The organism is Rathayibacter sp. CAU 1779, from assembly GCF_054551755.1.
This window is the reverse complement of the sequence record NZ_JBTOLK010000001.1, coordinates 1426433-1444055: the sequence shown is the minus strand read 5'-3', so window position 1 is coordinate 1444055 and position 17623 is coordinate 1426433. Positions and strand designations below refer to the sequence as shown.

Genomic DNA, 17623 nt, shown 5'->3' with positions numbered 1-17623 from the left:
GGGTCCAGGGGTCCAGGGGTCCAGGGGTCCAGGGGTCCAGGGGCCGCGTGCCCGCGGCGTTCTAATGTCGGGACGCTCCGCCGTCGGCGCCGCAGCGAAGCGGCACCGCGGCGTAGGGCGCCGCAGCGCCCCTACAGGCTCCGCTGGTATCCGCGCAGGGCGCGCACCGACCAGACGTAGGCCAGCACCGCGAGGAGCACGAGGCCGCCGACGTGCCACCAGGCCGCGGTATCCGTCGTTCCGGCGAGCGTGTTGCGCGCCAGGTCGACCGACCACGTCATGGGGTTGTACTTCGACACGTTCTGCACCCAGTCGGGCATGAGGGATGCCGGCATCATCGTGGTGGAGAGGAAGGTCACCGGCAGCACCACGATCTGCGAGATGCCGATGAGCGCCACCTGGTTGCGGGCGGTGAGCGCGGCGGCCGTGGACAGCGAGCAGAAGATGGTCGCCAGCAGCAGCGCCGCGAGCAGGGCGAGTGCCATACCGCCAACGCCTCCCGGGTAGCTCGCGCCGCCCAGCCAGCCGATGAGCAGCACGACGATCGACTGCGCGAGGCAGATGATGAGCTGCTGCACAAGCTGTCCGGTGATGATTGCCGTGCGGGCGACCGGAGCGGTGAGCAGTTGGTCCATCACGCCGGACTTCATGTCGTCGATGTATCCGGTCCCGGCCCACGCGCCGCTGTACAGCACGGTCATCATGAGCACGCCGGGCACGAGGAACGTGACGTAGTCGGTGCCGGCGAAGCCGGGCAGCTTGCCCAGCGACGAGAACACCTGGCCGAACAGCAGGATCCAGACGATCGGCTGCACGAGTGAGAATGCGGCACCCCACACCTGGCGGCGCACGTTGATGAGCCAGCGTCCGGTGATCTGTGCGGTCTGGGTGAGCCATCCGGAGCGCACCGGGTGGGCGGGAACGGTCTGTGCGAGTGCGGTGGTCATGCTGCTTCTCCCTTCGAGGAGGCGTGCTGGGCAGTCGATGCTGCTGGGCCGGATTCTGCGGAAGTGGATGCCGCTGCGCCTGCTCGACCCGACGCATCCGTTCCGGAGTCGGCGCGGTCGAACGACCGGCCGGCGTAGTGCAGGTACACGTCGTCGAGGCTCGGCCTGGATGCCGACACCGCCCCGAACACGACACCGGCGGACTCGAGCGCGGCGATCGTCGGGGCGACAGCTGATGAGGCGTCGTCCGTACGTGCGACGAGCTGCCCGCTCGTCCCTTCGGACTCGACGACCACGTCGCGGAGCCCGAACACGGATGCCGCGGCACGCCGCACGCGCTCGACGTCGGGCTCCACGAGCGTGACGCGCAACGTGTCGCCGTTGAGGGACGACTTGAGCTCGTCGGGGCTTCCGCCGACGACCTTTGTTCCGTGGTCGATGATCATCACGTCGTCGGCGAGGCGGTCCGCCTCCTCCAGGTAGTGGGTTGTGAGGATCACGGTGATCGCGCGCTCGGCCGACAGCCTGCGGATCTCGCTCCACATCGCCGCCCGCGCTTCGGGGTCGAGACCGGTGGTCGGCTCGTCGAGGAAGAGCACGCGAGGGGCGTGCACGAGTGCGGCAGCGACATCCAGCCGCCTCCGCATGCCGCCGGAGAATTTGCCGACCGGGCGATCTGCGGTGTCGCCGAGCCCGAACTCGTTCAGCAGAGCGGATGCCCGTGCCCTGGCATCCGTCGCCGCCATGCCGCGCAGGCGACCGGCGAGCATCAGGTTCTCCGTTCCGGTGAGCAGCGGGTCCGTGCTCGCGCCCTGGGACACGTAGCCGATGTGCTGGCGCACCTCGGCCGGACGCCGAACGACGTCGATGCCGTCGATGTGCGCGGATCCGCCGCTCGGACGGCTCAGCGTCGTGAGGATCTTGGTCGTGGTGGACTTGCCGGCGCCGTTGGGTCCGAGCATCGCGAACACGATGCCGGCCGGCACCTGGAAGGTGAGGCCGCGCAGGGCGCGCACCGGCGTGCGGTGCGGACCGCGATAGGTCTTGGCGAGGTCGGCGACCTCGACCGCGAGGGTGTTTTCAGGCATGACGAACATCCCTTTCGTTCAGGGTTCTTGTTGTGCAGACGGTGCGTCCGCCCCGGGTTCTTGTTGTGCAGACGGTGGGTCCGCCCCGGGGAGCACCCTGGTCGGCGCCCCGGGTCAGCGCCCCGAGTCGTCGCTGTGGGTGTCGTCGCCGTGGCCGAAGAGCATGCGCGCGAGCAGCAGCAGCATGACCGCCAGTCCGCCGACGAAGGCGACGGGAGCCCACCACCAGCCGACCGTGAAGACCAGCACGGCGATGAGGACGAAGGTGAGGATCCAGATGACGGCGGTGTAGATGCCGAAGCGGGCCGCGACCTCGGGATGCTCGTCGAACCGGTTCGGCGGCATCGTGTCGTGCGCGACCCTGGTCCAGGCCTTGTGCCTGTTGGTCTGAGTTGCGCCGAGGAACGCGTAGAGGATGATCGAGGCGATCACGCCGAGCGCGGCGAAGACGATGCACCAGATGGGCACCGCCTGTAGAGCGACGAGTCCGACCCACCCGAGCCCGTACAGGGCGAGGAAGGTGGCGAGTCCGTAACCACCGGCGCGATACTGCGGCATCGGGTGATTCGTCGTCGTCTCCTGGGCCAGCGAGTCGCCGACGAGCAACCCGAGCCCGGTGGACGCGAGACCCAGCAGCGCGATGACCGGACCCGCAGACAGGGGCAGCACACCCGTCGCGCCGAGGGTGCAGAGCGTCACGCCGACGACGATCATGACGGACCACACGACGGTGCGCACCACGAATCCGGGTTTCGGACGCACCCGGTTCCGCGTGGCAAGCGCCGCGTAGCCGTACAGAGCGGGCCGTCCCGACGGCGTGCTGGATGTGCCGCCCTGTGGCGCGGCTTCCGCTTCGTCGAGCAGGTCGCGCACGTCGCCCAGCTCGGCGATGGCGCGGCGCGCGGCCTCCCCGGATGCGACGCCGGACGCCTCGAGGTCATCGACCCTGGCGACCAGGTTGGCGCGGACCTCTTCTTTCAGGTCTTGCGCTTCGGGGGTCATCTCGACGCCGGCGAACGCCTCGTCGAGCAGACGGTGGATGTCGGTGTTCATGTCAGCGTTCCTTCGCGTCGAGGAGGGAGTCGATGATGCGGCGGGTGGCGATCCAGGCCGCGACGTTGGTGGTGTACACGGCGCGGCCCGCATCGGTGATGCGGTAGTACTTGCGGCGGCCGCCCTGTGTCTCGTCTCCCCAGTACGGCTCGATGAGGCCGTCCTTGGTGAGCCGACGGTAGGCCGCGTACAGCGTGGCCTCCTTGATCTCGTACTCGCCGCCCGCGGCATCCCGGATGGCCTTGTGGATCTCGTAGCCGTAGCTGTCGCCGCTGCGCAGCACGCCGAGCACGATCGTGTCGGTGTGACCGCGCAGCAGGTCCGCCGCGAATGCGGACGACCCGGAATCGGGCGCGCCTGGGGCGCCGGCGGGTCCGGTGTTCGATGTCATGTCTAGTACTGTATCAGATCAAGTACTCATGCTGTCAAGTATGTGTGATCGACGATTCCCTCGGAGTCCGAACGCACGACGAGTCGGCCCTTGATCAGCCAAAGAGCCCGCACCAGACGGGCAACGCAGGTTCGAGCACGTGGACCGACGCCCGAGGCTCCTAGTCCCGCTTCTCCCACGGCCACCGCGGGCGCCCGCGCTCGTCGATCCTGGACGACAGCACGATCATGTCGAGCAGCACGACGATCAGCGACAGGATGCCCGCCGCGGCCGCGAACGGACCGATGAGCTCCTCGAGGAGGAACGGCAGGAAGCGGTAGGGGTCCGTGAGCCCCACGACGACCGCGCCGCCGAGCCCATATCCCACGTACGATCCGGCCCCGAGCAGCAACGCGACGCCGAGCGCGATGTCGTGCTCGTGCTGCGGAACGCGCAGCGCCCGCACGAGCAGCCCGGTGAGCACGACGGCGGCTGCGACTGCGCACGCGATCGGACCGGCGAGGATGCCGGCATCCGGATCCGCGATCACGTCCCGTTCCAGCACCAGGCTGAGCACGCCGAGCGCGCCGATCAGCAGGGCCACGTACAAGATCGTGGCGAAGGCGGCGAGAGCGGATGCGTAGCGGCGGAAGTCCATGGGTGCTGCGGCGCGTCACGCGCCGGCCGCGGGGATCTCGAACCTCGACGTTCGCGTGCCTCGGCTCAGGCCGACGAGCCGACCGTCGGGCCCGCCGCGAGCCGTTCCTCGTGCTGGCGCCGCGCCTCCAGATTAGCTTCGCGGACGCGACGCCCCCTGATCGAGACCCAGCCGCCGAACCACAGCGCGGCCTCGCGGGCCACCACCGCAGACGCGAATGTCAGCGGGTTGATCCACAGGGTGCCGATGAACTGGCTCGCGCCTTCCGGCGTCAGCTTCCACGCCTGCACCGTGAGCAACGCGCCGCCGAGGTAGCCGAAGTACACGATGACCCCGACGAAGAACGATCCGAGAATGTACGCCCACCAGCGGCCGCGGTTCACGATCACGATGAGCAGCACGAAGGCGAGGAAGAAGACGACGACGGGCGTCCAGAATCCCGCGGTCTGCAGGTAGCGCTCCCAGAGCGACATCGCGACGTTCGTACCCCGCAGCGCGAACACGCCGAGCGAGACCGCCGCGAACACAACGGCGTAGGCGATGGCGGCCACCACGGCGATGAGGATGCCCATCAGCCGGTTGCCCTTGGCCTTGGGCGGTGTCGGTGACGTGACGTACACCGGCCCGGGTGCCACCGCCTGACCAGCGACTGCTCCCCCGGCGGCGACCGTCGCTGCCTCCGCCTCGGCGGGAACAGGGCCGGACGGCTCTGGCGGCAGGATCTGCTCCCGATCTCCCTCGGTCTCCGTGATCGCATCCGATGATGACTCCGGCGCCTCGAGCGCGGGCTCGGGTTCCCCGATGTCGGTCGGGATCTCGTCGATCCGATGCGGCTCGTCGCCGACGACCGCATCGGGCGCATCCACGCCGTCGGATCCCGTGGCCGCAGCGGCGTCGGCCCCGTTGTCGACGGGCGCCGCTGCGGTCGCTTCCGGCGACGCTGCAGTTTCGCTGGATGCCTCGCCCTCGTCGAACGCGGGGCTCTGCTCCGCTGCCGTCGCGTTGACGTGATCGCTCGCGCTGACGGGCTCGTGAGCGGCCGTATCCTCGTCGCCGAGGTCCTGGCGGTCGTCGTAGTCGTCGGGATGCCCGACGGATTCGGACCGTTCGGATCCGTCGATGTGCTCATCGTCTGCGATATCGGCGTGCTCGTCCGCGAGGTGCTCGAGATCGGGGGATGCGGCATCCGCGGTCTCGTCGTCGCCTCGATCGACGTCGGACGACAGCGGCTCTTCGTTCCCCAGCGGGGAATTCGGCGTTTCGTTGCTCACGGTGCTCCCTGCGATCGGCGGTGCCCAGACAGCTCTCGTCACGCTAACAGGCGACGCGGCGGGGCCGCACGAGGCGCACCGGCGACGAACGTTCGGGCGACGGCTCCACGTCTGGCGAGCATTCGCGAGAAGGATTGCGGGTCGACGGACCGCGCTGCTCTGGGAGGATCTCGATCCGATCGCTGTTCGCGGGCGATGGGATCCACGACAGTGGTGATGCTCGGTGCGGTCGCGCGGCCCGAACAGTGGTGCCGCAGCAGGCATCGGCTAGAGGCCGGTCGCGGTCCGCACGAGATCTGCCACGGCTCGAGATCTGCTGTGTGGCGGCCAGACGCAGCGAAGCCCCGCGCCGGTTGGGCGCGGGGCTTCGACTGTCGCGGCTCAGCCGCCCACAGACTTCACGTGGAGGGGAGAGCGAGCAAGCTCGTCCTCCCCTCCCTCAATCAGTTGTAGGTACCCGGGGTGTAGTCGTCCGAGCTGAAGCTGTCGAAGTCGACGAAGCTCAGGTCGTTCTCGTTGAACACGGTGTCGTCGGTGAAGATGCGGTTCGGGTAACGCTCCGCCTTCGCCTCCTCCGTGGCCTCCACCGACACGTTGCGGTAGCGGGTCAGACCCGTACCGGCCGGGATCAGCTTTCCGATGATCACGTTCTCCTTGAGACCGATCAGCGAATCGCGCTTGCCCTCCATGGCGGCCTGCGTGAGAACACGCGTGGTCTCCTGGAACGACGCTGCGGACAGCCACGACTCCGTTGCGAGCGAGGCCTTGGTGATACCCATGACCTCCTGGCGAGCGGATGCCGTCTTCTTGCCGTCCGCAAGCGCGGCTCGGTTGATCTCGTTGTACTTCGAACGGTCCACGAACTCACCGGGCAACAGGTCGGTCTCGCCGTGGTCGACCACGGTGACCTTGCGCAGCATCTGACGGACGATGACCTCGATGTGCTTGTCGTGGATCGGCACACCCTGCGAGCGGTACACGCCCTGCACGCCGCCCACGAGGTGCTCCTGCACCGCACGGATGCCGCGAACGCGCAGCACCTCCTTCGGGTCCACCGTTCCGACGATGAACTGCTGGCCGAGCTCGACGTGGTCGCCGTCCTCCACGAGCAGCGTGGAGCGCTTGAGCACCTGGTAGCGGTGCTCCTCCTCGCCGTCATCGGGGGTGAGCACGACGTAGCGAGCCTTGTCGGTGTCCTCGATGTGCACGCGGCCTGCGGCCTCGGCGATCGGGGACGCGCCCTTCGGGGTACGCGCCTCGAACAACTCCTGCACGCGGGGAAGACCCTGCGTGATGTCGTCGGCGGATGCCGAACCACCGGTGTGGAACGTGCGCATCGTCAGCTGGGTTCCCGGCTCGCCGATGGACTGCGCGGCGATGATGCCGACGGCCTCGCCGATGTCCACGAGCTTGCCCGTGGCGAGCGAACGGCCGTAGCACTGCGCACAGACGCCGACGGCGGACTCGCACGTGAGCACGGAGCGCACGCGGATCGTCTCGATGCCGGCAGCGATCAGCCTGTCGATGAGCACGTCGCCGACGTCCTCACCGGCCTCCGCCACGACGGTGCCCTTCTCGTCAACGGCGTCCGCGGCGAGGGTGCGGGCGAACACGGAGTTCTCCACGTTCTCGTCGCGGATCAGCACGCCCTCGGAGTTGCGGTCGCCGATCGAGAGGTCCAGGCCCTTTGTCGTGCCGCAGTCGGCCTCGCGGATGATGACATCCTGCGAGACGTCCACCAGACGACGGGTCAGGTAACCCGAGTCGGCGGTACGCAGGGCGGTGTCGGCCAGACCCTTGCGTGCACCGTGCGTCGCGATGAAGTACTCGGCCACCGAGAGACCCTCTGAGTAGCTCGAGATGATCGGACGCGGGATGATCTCACCCTTCGGGTTGTTCACCAGACCGCGCATACCTGCGATGTTGCGCACCTGCAGCCAGTTACCGCGAGCACCGGAGGACACCATGCGGTTGATGGTGTTGTGCTCCGGGAAGTTCTCGCGCATGGCCTTGGCGACCTCGTCGGTGGCGTCCGTCCAGATCTTGATGAGCTCCTGACGGCGCTCGGCCTCGGTGGTCAGACCCTTCTCGTACTCGCTCTGGACCTTCGCGGCCTTCTTCTCGTAGGAGGCGATGATGTCCTTCTTCGAGGGCGGGGTCACGATGTCGCTGAGCGCGACGGTCACACCGGAACGTGCGGCCCAGTAGAAACCGGCGTCCTTGATGCGGTCGAGCGTTGCTGCGACCTCCACCTTCGGGTACCGCTCCGCCAGGTCGTTCACGATCGAGGAGAGCTTGCCCTTGTCGGCGACATCCTCCACGAAGGGGTAGTCCTCCGGCAGGGTCTCGTTGAAGATGGCGCGACCGAGCGTGGTCTCGCGCAGAGCGGTGCCGCCCTGCACGAAGCCCTCTGGGGCATCCTCCTCAGCGAGGTAGAGACCCGTCAGACGGATGCGCACCTTGGCGTTGAGGTCGAGCGAGCCCTGGTCCTTGGCGAGGATCGCCTCGGAGACCGACGAGAACGCGCGTCCCTCACCCGTCGCACCCTCCTTGACCGTTGTCAGGTGGTGCAGACCGATGATCATGTCCTGCGCGGGCAGGGTGACCGGGCGGCCGTCTGAGGGCTTCAGGATGTTGTTCGACGCGAGCATCAGGATGCGCGCCTCGGCCTGAGCCTCCACCGACAGCGGCAGGTGCACGGCCATCTGGTCACCGTCGAAGTCCGCGTTGAACGCGGCACACACGAGCGGGTGCAGCTGGATGGCCTTGCCCTCCACGAGCTGCGGCTCGAACGCCTGGATGCCCAGACGGTGCAGCGTCGGCGCACGGTTCAGCAGAACGGGGCGCTCGCGGATGATGTCCTCGAGCACATCCCACACCTGCGGGTTCGCGCGCTCCACCATGCGCTTGGCGGCCTTGATGTTCTGCGCGTGCTGCAGGTCGATCAGTCGCTTGATGACGAACGGCTTGAACAGCTCGAGCGCCATGTCCTTCGGCAGACCACACTGGTGCAGCTTGAGCTGCGGTCCGACGATGATGACCGAACGGCCCGAGTAGTCCACGCGCTTGCCGAGCAGGTTCTGGCGGAAGCGACCCTGCTTTCCCTTGAGCATGTCGCTCAGGGACTTCAGGGCGCGGTTGCCGGTGCCCGTGACGGGGCGACCGCGGCGGCCGTTGTCGAACAGCGCGTCGACGGCCTCCTGCAGCATGCGCTTCTCGTTGTTCACGATGATCTCGGGAGCACCGAGGTCGAGCAGACGACGAAGACGGTTGTTGCGGTTGATCACGCGACGGTACAGGTCGTTCAGGTCGCTCGTTGCGAAGCGGCCACCGTCGAGCTGCACCATCGGGCGCAGCTCCGGCGGGATGACCGGAACGACATCGAGCACCATCGCGGCCGGCGAGTTGCCGGTGGCCAGGAAGGAGCTCACGACACGCAGTCGCTTGATGGCACGGATCTTCTTCTGACCCTTGCCCGTTGCGATCTGCTCGCGAAGCAGCTCGGCCTCGGCGACCAGGTCGAAGGCCTCGAGGCGCTTCTTGATCGCCTCGGCACCCATGAAGGCCGTGAAGTAGAGGCCGTAACGGTCGACGAGCTCGTTGAAGTCGGCATCCTCGGGCTTGAGGTCGCCCACCTTGAGGGTGCGGAACGACTCCCACACGCGCTCGAGGCGAGCGATGTCCTCGTCGAAGCCCTTGCGGATCTGCGACATCTCCTTCTCGGCACCGTCGCGCGTGCGGCGCTTCTGGTCCGCCTTCGCGCCCTCCTCTTCCAGAGCAGCGAGGTCGCCCTCGAGCTTGGCGAGACGGTCGGCGACACGGGAGTCGCGCTGGTCGCTCAGAGCCTTGATCTCCAGGCGCAGCTCGTTCTCCAGGCCAGGAAGGTCGTCGTGACGACCGGCGTCGTCCACGTCGATCACCATGTAGGCGGCGAAGTAGATGACCTTCTCCAGGTCCTTCGGCGCCATGTCGAGCAGGTAACCGAGACGCGACGGCACACCCTTGAAGTACCAGATGTGCGTCACAGGAGCGGCGAGCTCGATGTGGCCCATGCGCTCACGGCGCACGGAGGACTTGGTGACCTCCACGCCACAGCGCTCGCACACGATGCCCTTGAAGCGCACGCGCTTGTACTTGCCGCAGGCACACTCCCAGTCACGGGACGGGCCGAAGATCTGCTCACCGAACAGACCGTCCTTCTCGGGCTTCAGGGTGCGGTAGTTGATGGTCTCGGGCTTCTTGACCTCACCGTGCGACCAACGACGGATGTCGTCTGCCGTGGCCAGGCCGATACGCAGCTCGTCAAAAGTTGTTGCGTCGAGCAATTTCTCTCCTCGTAAGAAAGTTCGTCAGTAGGACTGGCTGGCTTCAGATCTCGTCGATCGACGACGACTCGAAGTGGCTGGACAGGTTGATGCCGAGCTCTTCTGCGGCACGGTAAGCCTCGTCATCCGTGTCGCGCAGGCTCACAGCCTGGCCGTCTGCGCCGAGAACCTCGACGTTCAGGCAGAGGGACTGCATCTCCTTGATGAGAACCTTGAAGGACTCCGGGATGCCCGGCTCCTGGATGTTCTCGCCCTTGACGATGGCCTCGTACACCTTCACGCGGCCCAGGATGTCGTCCGACTTGATGGTGAGCAGTTCCTGCAGCGCGTAGGCAGCGCCGTACGCCTCGAGGGCCCACACCTCCATCTCACCGAAACGCTGTCCACCGAACTGCGCCTTACCACCGAGCGGCTGCTGGGTGATCATCGAGTACGGACCGGTCGAACGCGCGTGGATCTTGTCGTCGACCAGGTGGTGCAGCTTGAGGATGTACATGTAGCCGACCGAGATGGGCTCCGGGAACGGCTCGCCGGAGCGGCCGTCGAAGAGCTGCGTCTTGCCGGAGCGGTCGATCAGACGGTCGCCGTCGCGGGTCGGCAGCGTGGAGTCGAGCAGACCTGCGATCTCCTCTTCCAGAGCACCGTCGAACACCGGCGTCGCCACCTTGGTGTCGGGAGCGGCCTCACGTGCGACATCCGGCAGGCGCTTCGCCCACGCCGGGTTGCCGTCGACCTTCCAGCCCTGCTTGGCCGCCCATCCGAGGTGGATCTCCAGCACCTGGCCGAAGTTCATACGGCCGGGAACGCCGAGCGGGTTCAGGATGACGTCGACCGGCGTGCCGTCCGCGAGGAACGGCATGTCTTCCACCGGCAGGATGCGCGAGATGACGCCCTTGTTGCCGTGGCGGCCGGCGAGCTTGTCACCGGCGGTGATCTTGCGCTTCTGCGCGATGAACACCACGACACGCTGGTTCACGCCACTGCCGAGCTCGTCGTCACCGTCGACCGCGTCGAACACCTTGACGCCGATGACCGTGCCCTGCTCGCCGTGCGGAACCTTCAGCGAGGTGTCGCGCACCTCGCGGCTCTTCTCGTTGAAGATGGCGCGCAGCAGACGCTCCTCGGCCGACAGCTCGGTCTCGCCCTTCGGCGTGACCTTGCCGACCAGGATGTCGCCGGGGCGAACCTCGGCACCGATGCGGATGATGCCGCGCTCGTCGAGGTCGGCCAGCAGGTCCTGGCTGACGTTCGGCAGGTCGCGGGTGATCTCCTCCTTGCCGAGCTTGGTGTCGCGGGCGTCCACCTCGTACTCCTCGATGTGGATCGAGGAGAGGGTGTCGTCCTTCACCAGGTTCTGGCTGAGGATGATCGCGTCCTCGTAGTTGTAGCCCTCCCACGGCATGAACGCCACGAGCAGGTTCTTGCCGAGCGCGAGCTCACCGTTCTCGGTGGCCGGGCCATCCGCGATGACCTCGCCGGCCTCGATGCGCTCACCGGCGTTGACGACCACGCGGTGGTTGTAGCTCGTGCCTTGGTTGGAGCGGTCGAACTTGCGCAGGTAGTAGGTCTGGGTTCCGCCCTCGTCGAGCTGGATGGTGACGGCATCAGCCGACACCTCGGCGACCACACCGGCCTTCTCGGCGGTGAGCACGTCGCCGGCGTCGATGGCCGCGTAGCCCTCCATGCCGGTACCGACGTTCGGGGACTCGCTGCGCACCAGCGGAACCGCCTGACGCTGCATGTTCGCACCCATGAGAGCGCGGTTCGCATCGTCGTGCTCGAGGAACGGGATGAGGGAGGTACCCACCGACACCATCTGGCGCGGGGAGACGTCCATGTACCCGATCTGGTCGGCGGGAACGAGGTCCACCTCGCCGCCCTTCTGGCGGGCGAGCACGCGGTCCTCGGAGAAGTGACCGTCTGCCTTGAGCGGCGCGTTGGCCTGGGCGACGATGAAGTCGTCCTCCTCGGATGCCGTCAGGTAGTCGATCTGCTCGGTCACCTTGCCGTTCACCACGCGACGGTACGGCGTCTCGATGAAGCCGAACGAGTTGATGCGCGCGAAGGATGCGAGCGAGCCGATCAGACCGATGTTCGGGCCTTCAGGCGTCTCGATCGGGCACATGCGGCCGTAGTGCGACGGGTGGACGTCGCGGACCTCGACGCCTGCGCGGTCGCGGGAGAGACCACCGGGGCCGAGCGCGGACAGACGACGCTTGTGCGTCAGACCCGCGAGCGGGTTGTTCTGGTCCATGAACTGCGACAGCTGGCTCGTTCCGAAGAACTCCTTGATCGCGGCGACGACGGGACGCACGTTGATCAGGGTCTGCGGCGTGATCGCCTCGATGTCCTGCGTGGTCATGCGCTCGCGCACCACGCGCTCCATGCGGCTGAGGCCGGTGCGCACCTGGTTCTGGATGAGCTCGCCGACCGCGCGGATGCGGCGGTTGCCGAAGTGGTCGATGTCGTCGACATCCAGGCGGATGTCAGCGGCCTTGCCACCACGGGTGCCGTCGATCGCGTACGTGTTCTCGCCGAGCTGCTTCACACCGGGAGCTGTCGGGTCGTGCAGAGCGACCAGGTACTTGATCGTCTTGATGATGTCGGCGTTCGTGAGCACCGAGTCGGACAGCGGAGCGTCAAGACCGAGCTTGCGGTTGATCTTGTAGCGACCCACCTTGGCGAGGTCGTAGCGCTTCGAGTTGAAGTAGAAGTTGTCGAGGAGCGCGCGTGCGGCCTCCGCGGCGACCTGCTCGCCCGGACGCAGCTTGCGGTAGATGTCCTTGAGGGCCTCTTCCTTCGTGAGGATGGTGTCCTTCTCGAGCGTGAGCTCGATGGACGTGAACCCCTTGAACTCCTCGAGGATCTCCTCGGTGGTCAGGCCGAGCGCCTTGAGGAAGACGGTGACGGACTGCTTGCGCTTGCGGTCGATGCGCACGCCGACCTGGTCACGCTTGTCGATCTCGAACTCGAGCCATGCACCACGGCTCGGAATGACGCGAGCCGAGTAGATGTCCTTGTCGGACGTCTTCTCCGGGGTGCGCTCGAAGTACACGCCGGGGCTGCGGACGAGCTGCGACACCACGACACGCTCGGTGCCGTTGATGATGAACGTGCCCTTCTCCGTCATCAGCGGGAAGTCGCCCATGAACACCGTCTGGGTCTTGATCTCACCCGTGATGTGGTTCATGAACTCCGCTTCGACGTAGAGCGGAGCGGAGTAGGTCTTGCCCTTCTCCTTGCACTCGTCGATGGAGTACTTCTTCTCCTCCAGGAAGGGGTTCGTGAAGGAGAGCTGCATGGTCTCGCTCAGGTCCTCGATCGGAGAGATCTCTTCGAAGATCTCCTCCAGACCGCTGTGAGACGGCAGATCCTGGCGACCCTGGGCCTCGGCCTCGGCGACGCGTGTCTTCCACGCGTCGTTGCCGACCAGCCAGTCGAAACTCTCCGTCTGCAGTGCGAGGAGGTCTGGAACTGTGAGGGTGTCGGTGATCTTGGCGAACGAAAGACGAGAGTGGTTTCGTCCGTTCTTGGGAGTGGGAGTGGAAGATGCGTTGCGCGCAGCAGCCAAGGAAATAACCTCCATGGGGTCCCTGGGCGGGGACCACGGGTGACTGTCGGTCAGGTTGTGATGTGGACGAGGACTCCCGCTACAGTGGTGCCTTGCCGTTGTGCTCTATCTGACCGGTCCCCGGCCCTACTCACCACAGCTCGCTGCTGTAGCTGGTAGAGCGCCGAAGTACCTAGCCCATGCACACACCGGGAGACACGCAGAGCCGACCGCAATATGAAGGCATGAGTGTGGGAGCGCAAAGTACGAGTATATGCGCAAATCCGCTGTCGTGTCTACTGGATTCTTGACCTGAGCCACATCTAGGGGTATAAGCGCAGGTTCGACGGGATCTATTCCCTCGTCGCCAGCGTTCCGGCCCGTCAGCCCTGCTCGCCCATCCCTCGCCAGCCTCCGCCACTCTCCGGTGGCCTCTCCCCCTGGGCAGCGTCCGCCCCTCCCCGGTGGCTTTCTCCCCCCGGGCAGCCTCCGTCACTCTCCGGTGGCTTTCTCCCCTGGCCAGCCTCCGCCACTCTCCGGTGGCCTTCTCCCCCTGGTCGCGCGAGTTCCCTGTCACCCGTTCCGTCTTCAGGAGGAACGGAGGTCCGAGCGCCATATGAGTGCCGGTGGCCGCTCCTCCTGAAGACGGAACATGACGATGCCGTACCTCGGGCGATACAGACGGAACATGACGATGCCGCACCTCGGGTGAGACAGCAGGAACACAGGCGTGACGGGGCTCAACGGTGCGGAAACACACCTGCGAACAGTGGATCAAAGAGCGACCAGTCGACCCCGGCGTACGCCTCGAGACCACAAGTGCTGGCCGCTGCGCACAAGCGCCAGGATGATCTGTTCGACTCGGGCCCAGTCGTACATGATGTGTCGATACTTCAGCCGCACGACGAGGAACCCGCGCTCGAGCAGTCGCAGGTCGCGATCATAATCGCGCTCCGAGTTGTAGCCGTCGTGGTAGCCGGCACTGTCGCACTCGATGATCAGCCGATCCCCGATCACGAGGTCGACCCGGTCATCGCGTGTCACCCGCACTTGGGATCGAACGGCGATTCCACGGGATCGCAACCTCACCCGAACCATCGACTCCGTTCCGGATTCGCTGCGCGCATCGCACCATCCGGCGATGCCGGGGATCGCCGCAGCCACCTGGGATCTCGTCAAGATCCGCTCATGCAGCGCTGAGTCCGCCATGGTGACAACGAACTCTCGCGGGCGACACCGAGCGGTCTCCGCGAGAGTGGAACGGGCATCCGAGATCGCGACGAACGCACGCGACTCCGACGGCGATGGCGTTCCGAGAGCCCAATGTACGCAGACAAGCCGACCGCTTCTGTCCCGCAATCCGGAGGAATCGAAAGCAACACGCAAGCGTGAGGCGTTCCGCGAGACCAGCACGTGCAATCGGTCGTCGTCGGGAGTCCAGAAGCCATGGTGTGGAGCAGCCGATGGTCCCGTGAGCCGACCGCCGATGTACACCGCTTCCGCCGCATCGGGGTGTGCGTCCGCTGACATGTACCAGCCACGCCGCACTCTCTGCAGGTCGCCCGAGTTCACGAGCCCACTGATCTCCCTCATCGTGTGGCCTGTTCTCCGCAGCTGGGCGGTCGTCTGCGACTGGAATGCTCTCGTCGATTCTGGGCGCGGCATCACTCCAGGGTGGAGTGGTGCCGCCGCGCGACGCCCTGGACGCGTGGATCTGGGGATGATCCAGGCGACGACACTCCTGTGGACGCAGGGTCGCCGGTCGCCTGTTGTGTTGCGCGTTCAGGCACTGAGAACCGCGGAGTGCATATAGCGGCCCGCATCGCTCTCCTCCTGAAGACGGAACGGGCTGAACCGGTGAAGACGAGACCGGGCTGAACCCGTGAAGACGAGACGGGCCGAGCAGGTGGAGACAAGACGGACCGGGGTGAGCCGGTGAAGACGAAACCGGGCTGAACCGGTGAAGACGAAACCGGCCGAGCCGGTGAAGACGAAACCGGCCGAGCCGGTGAAGACGGAACCGGGGTGAACCGGTGAAGATGAGACGGGCCGAGCCAGTGAAGACGAAACCGGGCTGAACCGGTGAAGACGACACCGGGGTGAGCCTGTGAGGACGGAACCGGCCGAGCGGGTGGAGACGGAACGGGCTGGGCCGGGCCGCGTTCGCAACCGAGAGGGCGATCAGGGCGCCGTGGCTGAGGGTGCCGGTGTTGGCCGCGTCCTCACCGTGGCTACGACCTCGCCAGCGCGATCGCCTGCGCGCGATCGCGCACCTGAAGCTTCGCGAACACCGCGTTGATGTGCGTCTTCACCGTCGCCACGCTCACGTAGAGGGATGCCGCGATCTCCGCGTTGCTGCGTCCGTCCGCGACGAGCGCCAGCACCTCGGCCTCCCGTGCGGTGAGCTGCGGATGTCTGGCGCGCAGCTCGGCAGCGGACGGCGGCACGAAGCCGGCCCCCGTCGCGGGCTGCGCCGCATCCGTTCCGCTCGTCCCGTCGCCGCGCGGGCCCGCCTGGTCCCCTCCGGTCAGCCCTCCGATGAGCCGCGCGCCCACGTCACCGGCCAGCGTCGTCTGGCCGCGCGCGACCGAACGGACGGCGGCCGCCACTTCGGCGCGCGACGCATCCTTCGTGAGGTATCCGCGGGCACCGGCGCGCAGCGCACCCATCACCGACGCGTCGTCGGCGTAGGTGGTGAGGACGAGCACTGCGGTGTCCGGGTGCTCCGCCACGATGCGAGCGGTCGCCGCGGATCCGTCGAGCACGGGCATCCGCAGGTCCATGAGGACGACGTCCGGCGCTGTCTCGGCGACCATCCGGCACGCTTCCTCGCCATCCGCGGCCTCGCCCACCACGTCGATGTCGGGAAGCAGATCGAGCACCGTGACGAGCCCGTCGCGCACGATGGCCTGATCGTCGGCCACGAGCACGCGGATGGTCTCCGATGCTTCGGGAGCGGACTCGGTCATCTCTCCCCCCTCTCGGCGCCCACCGCGGATCCGGCTGCCGCCCCGGGCTCGGCACCCACCGCGGATGCGGCTCCCGCACGCGGCTCCGCGCCCAGCGACGCCGTCGCCCTCACCACGAACGTGTCACCGTCACGTGCCGCCTCCACCCGTCCGTCGGGGAGCTCGTCGAACCGCTCCGCCATGCCGGCGAGCCCGCGGCCGCCGCCCGAGGTGGCCAGAGGATTCGTCGGGATCGTCGCCGGCACGGCGTTGGACACCGTGAGTCCGACCCGCGTGGCGGTCCAGTCGATGCGCACCGTGACCTGCTCGTCCGGCGCGTGCTTGCGCGCGTTGCTCAGCGACTCCTGCAGGGCACGGCGCAGTGCGGTGGCGAGCACGTCTGGCACGTCGTGCGGAGTCCCGCGCTGCTCGAAGTCGATGCGTCCCCCGAGGCGTTCGTGGGCGTCGACGAGGTCGATCAGCGAGGCAGCGAGGTCGGTGGAGGAGACGGAGGGCGCAGCATCCGGCGCCGAACGCAGTGCCTCGACGGCGCGTCGCGCCTCGGCGAGACCGGAGGCGGCCATCGACCGGGCATCGTGAAGCCGCACGAGGGCGGCGGCGGTCTCGCCCGCCTCGAGCTGCGCCTCCACCGCGTCGAGCTGGATCACCAGCCCGCCCAGGCTGTGCGCGAGCACGTCGTGCATGTCCCGCGCCAGCGACTGCCGCGCCGCCAGAGCGGATGCCCTCGCCTGCTCCTCACGCATCGTCGCCGTGCGCTCCGCCAGCGCTGTCGCAGCGGCCTGACGCGCCCGCGACTGTCGCCGGTTGATACCGCCGAGCAACGCGATGAGCACCGCGAACTCGATGGAGAGCACGCCCTGGATGGTCACTCCGGCCTCGCCGTTGATCGCGGCCACGATCGGCGTTGTCGCCACGAGCACCGCGGCGACCGCCGCGAACGCGTACCCGAGCCACGGAGCTTCGGTGGTGGGACTGCTGATCCCGAGGATGCCGACGATCACGGGGATGATGAGCAGGCCGTTGGTCGGCCACGCCACGACCGCTGCGGACGCCGTGGTGATGAAGAGGAAGACGCGGATCGCGCCCCACCACTTCGTCGGCAGCGCCAGGGCGACGAGCCAGGCGAGCACGGCGACGGCGGAGACAGGGAGGGTCCAGAACGGGATCACGCCGACGATCCACTGCTGAATGAGGTAGATCGTCACGACCGCGAGGCCGGTGGCGTTGAGGGCGATGCCGAAGCCGGTGCGCCGCATCGGGTGCTCCGTCGTGCGCGGATCAGTGGCATCCGTCGTCACGCCCGCCACCCCCGTTCGGCTCAATCTCGTGCGGGCTCCATCCTGCCCCATGGCCTCGGACACGAGGCAGGATGACGAGCCGGAGGTCGCCGGC

Annotated in this window: 11 protein-coding genes; all 11 read right to left on the bottom strand. The window is 67.3% G+C overall.

Annotated elements, in window-relative coordinates; genetic code table 11:
- Window positions 1-131: 131 nt before the first annotated feature.
- Window positions 132-947, bottom strand: a complete 816-nt coding sequence (locus tag ACX9R5_RS06535; RefSeq protein WP_459408192.1) for an ABC transporter permease — start codon at window positions 945-947, stop codon at window positions 132-134.
- On the bottom strand, window positions 944-2035 hold the full coding sequence (locus tag ACX9R5_RS06530; protein ID WP_459408191.1) for an ABC transporter ATP-binding protein: 1092 nt from the start codon (window positions 2033-2035) through the stop codon (window positions 944-946). Before ACX9R5_RS06530 ends, ACX9R5_RS06535 begins: the two co-directional genes overlap by 4 nt.
- A gap of 114 nt (window positions 2036-2149) precedes the next feature.
- The gene (locus tag ACX9R5_RS06525; RefSeq protein WP_459408190.1) at window positions 2150-3088 is read right to left on the bottom strand and encodes a permease prefix domain 1-containing protein; all 939 of its coding nucleotides are present in this window, start codon (window positions 3086-3088) and stop codon (window positions 2150-2152) included.
- Window position 3089: 1 nt separating this feature from the next.
- Window positions 3090-3479, bottom strand: coding sequence for a PadR family transcriptional regulator (locus ACX9R5_RS06520; protein ID WP_459408189.1), 390 nt, complete (start codon window positions 3477-3479; stop codon window positions 3090-3092).
- Window positions 3480-3639: 160 nt separating this feature from the next.
- Entirely contained in the window at window positions 3640-4116 is a 477-nt protein-coding gene (locus ACX9R5_RS06515) for a DUF6121 family protein (RefSeq protein WP_459408188.1), read from the bottom strand.
- Between the two features lie 65 nt (window positions 4117-4181).
- Window positions 4182-5387, bottom strand: a complete 1206-nt coding sequence (locus tag ACX9R5_RS06510; RefSeq protein WP_459408187.1) for a hypothetical protein — start codon at window positions 5385-5387, stop codon at window positions 4182-4184.
- Window positions 5388-5830: 443 nt separating this feature from the next.
- A complete protein-coding gene (rpoC, locus tag ACX9R5_RS06505; protein WP_459408186.1) occupies window positions 5831-9712 on the bottom strand; it encodes a DNA-directed RNA polymerase subunit beta' in 3882 nt (1293 codons plus the stop codon).
- A 43-nt stretch (window positions 9713-9755) separates the two neighbouring features.
- Window positions 9756-13283, bottom strand: coding sequence for a DNA-directed RNA polymerase subunit beta (rpoB, locus tag ACX9R5_RS06500; protein ID WP_459408185.1), 3528 nt, complete (start codon window positions 13281-13283; stop codon window positions 9756-9758).
- Between the two features lie 753 nt (window positions 13284-14036).
- Window positions 14037-14306: a DUF559 domain-containing protein gene (locus tag ACX9R5_RS06495; RefSeq protein WP_459408184.1), complete on the bottom strand. Its 270-nt coding sequence runs from the start codon at window positions 14304-14306 to the stop codon at window positions 14037-14039.
- A gap of 1187 nt (window positions 14307-15493) precedes the next feature.
- Window positions 15494-16231, bottom strand: coding sequence for a response regulator (locus ACX9R5_RS06490; protein ID WP_459408183.1), 738 nt, complete (start codon window positions 16229-16231; stop codon window positions 15494-15496).
- On the bottom strand, window positions 16228-17553 hold the full coding sequence (locus ACX9R5_RS06485) for a sensor histidine kinase (RefSeq protein ID WP_459408182.1): 1326 nt from the start codon (window positions 17551-17553) through the stop codon (window positions 16228-16230). Before ACX9R5_RS06485 ends, ACX9R5_RS06490 begins: the two co-directional genes overlap by 4 nt.
- Window positions 17554-17623 lie beyond the last annotated feature (70 nt).